The following is a 1,793-nucleotide window of genomic DNA, read 5'->3' on the forward strand; positions in this document are numbered from 1 at the left end:
GAGCTTGTCTGCGATGCAAATCAGCTGACTAGCTTGAACGTGTCAACAAATACTGCCTTGACAAAGCTTGGATGCGGAAGCAACCGGCTGACCAGCTTAAATGTTTCGAACTGTACCGCCTTGACAGAGCTTTGGTGCCACAACAATCAACTGACCATCTTGGACGTATCAAGAATACCGCCTTGACAACGCTTGAATGCGAAGCAATCAGCTGACTAACTTGGACGTGTCGAGCTGTACTGCCTTGACACAGCTTGGATTCGGAATCAACCAGCTGACCAGCTTGGACCTGTCAAAGAATACAGCCTTGACAAAGCTGAACTGCTACAGTAATCAACTGACCAGCTTGGACCTGTCAAAGAATACCGCCTTGACAAAGCTTGTCTGCAACAGCAATCAACTGACCAGCTTGGACGTTTCGGTCTGTACTGCTTTGACAGAGCTTTACTGCAACAACAATCGACTGACCAGTCTAGATCTATCTAATTGTAGGGGGTTGGAGACTCTCAAATCTTATGGCAATAAGTTTGATAACGGGGCTATACACCAACTAATTAGTAGCTTGCCCAATCGAAAGGGTATAGGTGTTGGAAAGTTTTATGTGATTGACAGTGACAACAACAATACTTGCTATCAATATGATGTAGATCTTGCCAAAAAGAAGTTTTGGCTTCTATACCATGAGGCTGGGGCTCTTTATCTTGGTGAGCCTAACCCAACTTTTGCTTTGACTTATGAGCCAACAATTAGTGGAGGCTCTATCATTATCAAGGGTGCAGATGATCTGCAGCATGTGGTTTATGGCACAGAGTTGACCATCAACGCTACTCCTGCCGAGGGTTACGAGCTTACTGCGCTTACCGCCAACGGCACGGATATCCTTGCTACGAGGAAGGTCGTTGTCACAGAAGCTACTGAGATTAAAGCGACCTTTGTCAAGAAAACGTTTGTAGTCACACTAGATAAGGTAGGTGAGGGAGAGCTCTCTACCACAGGCACAGACAATCTCAATAAAGTCCCTTACGGCACGGAGTTGACGATTATTGCGACTGCAGCAGAGGGCTATGAGTTGAAGTCCATTGTAGTTGACGGAGTAAACATTACTGCTACCAAGAAGGTAGTCATCAAGAACAATGTGACCGTGAAGGCAACCTTTGTTAAGAAGACGTTTAAGGTTACACTGACTAAGGAGGGCGAAGGTACAATCACGACAACAGGAGCTAGCAACCTTAACGCAGTTGCTTACGGTACAGAGTTGACGATCGTTGCTACGCCAGCTGCAGGCTACGAGCTTCAATCTCTCGTGATTGATGGTGTAGTAAACATCACCGCTACGAAGAAAGTGGTCGTCACGGACAATGTGACCATCAAGGCAACGTTTGTGGATCACACGGGCGTGGAGACGACCGTCACGCAGCGGATGCAGCTCTACCCGAATCCAGCGACTGACTATCTGCTCGTGGAGGGTGTAGCTCCTGCCAGCGAGGTGACGCTCCACAGCATGACAGGCGAGCGGCTCTATGCCGGTCGTGCGGATAGCCGTGGCGTGCTACAGATTGACCTGACACCCTATGCGGACGGGGTTTACCTGGTCTGCGTAGCGGGCGAGACTTACCGCGTAGTGGTAAGGCACTAGAATCAAAAAAGGGGCGAACGATGATTCGCCCCTTTTTTGATTAGAGGTTAGACTTTAGAAGTTAGAGGTTAGGGGTTAGAAGGGAGAGGAAATCGGAGCAATCGGAGCGATCAGAGTGATCGGAGGGATCGGACGAGTAACGGCTGCTTTCAAGTTC

Annotated in this window: 2 protein-coding genes; both read left to right on the forward strand. The window is 48.5% G+C overall.

Annotated elements, in window-relative coordinates:
- Window positions 1-186: leucine-rich repeat domain-containing protein (locus tag PORUE0001_RS09925; protein ID WP_007364655.1), on the forward strand; the 186-nt coding region annotated here is incomplete at its 5' end.
- Window positions 187-244: 58 nt separating this feature from the next.
- Window positions 245-1,636, forward strand: a complete 1,392-nt coding sequence (locus PORUE0001_RS10800; RefSeq protein WP_232501382.1) for an InlB B-repeat-containing protein — start codon at window positions 245-247, stop codon at window positions 1,634-1,636.
- Window positions 1,637-1,793: the final 157 nt, after the last annotated feature.

It is taken from the genome of Porphyromonas uenonis 60-3, assembly GCF_000174775.1.
Classification (GTDB): domain Bacteria; phylum Bacteroidota; class Bacteroidia; order Bacteroidales; family Porphyromonadaceae; genus Porphyromonas; species Porphyromonas uenonis_A.